General features: G+C 64.8%; 1 protein-coding gene. It reads right to left on the bottom strand.

All coding sequences use genetic code 11. The annotated features are described in order from the left end of the window. Positions 1-895, bottom strand: a protein-coding gene (locus N1031_RS20390; protein ID WP_259481792.1) for an IS5 family transposase whose coding sequence is annotated in 2 segments (ribosomal slippage) — positions 1-543 and positions 545-895 — 894 coding nt in all. Because the reading frame shifts where the segments join, the coding sequence is not laid out codon by codon here. Positions 896-945 lie beyond the last annotated feature (50 nt).

Below are 945 nucleotides of genomic sequence, written 5' to 3' on the forward strand. Positions count from 1 at the left end.
CTAGCGCGTGTCTGACAAAGTTCGAGTCCAGGCGATGACGGCGTTGAGGACGACCGCAGCGCGGTAGATCACGGCGTGCTTGTCGTAGAGGGTGGCAAGGCCGCGCCACTGCTTCACGCGAGCGTAGTTGCGTTCGATCACGTTGCGGTTCTTGTAGTCGCTAGCGTCGAGCCCGACCGGACGCCCGCCGCGTGATCCACGACGCTTGCGGTGCCCCTTCTGGTCATCGGGCTCGGGGATCACGGCCTTGATCCCGCGGGAACGCAGATGTCCTCGGATCGCGCGGGACGAGTACGCCTTGTCGGCGCGCACCGCATCCGGTCGGGTGCGCGGCCGGCCGGTGTCGCGGCCGACTCGCAGGTGCGCCATCAACGGTAGGAACATCGGTGAGTCACCTGCTTGCCCCGGCGTGATCAGTGTGACCAGCGGGAGCCCGCTGCCATCGACGAGCTGATGAATCTTTGTCGAGAGCCCACCTCTGGAGCGGCCGATACCGTGATCAGGCGGCTCGAGCGTCAGATCCTTGTATTTCGATCCAGCCCCCCGTGAGCCGGGTCGTGTTCGTCGCGTGCTGGTGCGCACGAGCGATCGTGGAGTCCACCGATAGCGACCAATCGACCATCCCCGCAGCATCCGCCGCCGCAACAATCTTCGCAGCCACCCGATCCCACGTCCCATCGAACGCCATCCGGCGATGCCAGGTCCACACCGTCTGCCACGGACCGAACACCTCCGGCAGATCCCGCCACGCGATCCCCGTCCGATACCGATACACGATCGCTTCCACCATCATCCTGGCGTCGGAGAATTTCCGACCCGGCCGACCCGTCGGACGCGGCAGCATCCCCTCGATCAACGACCACTGAACATCCGAAAGCACCTGAAACCGCGACACCCTCAAAGACTCTCAGCCGCAACCGTCAACCTTTGTCAGACACGCCCTAG

It is taken from the genome of Herbiconiux moechotypicola (genome assembly GCF_024979255.1).
Classification (GTDB): Bacteria; Actinomycetota; Actinomycetes; order Actinomycetales; family Microbacteriaceae; genus Herbiconiux; species Herbiconiux moechotypicola.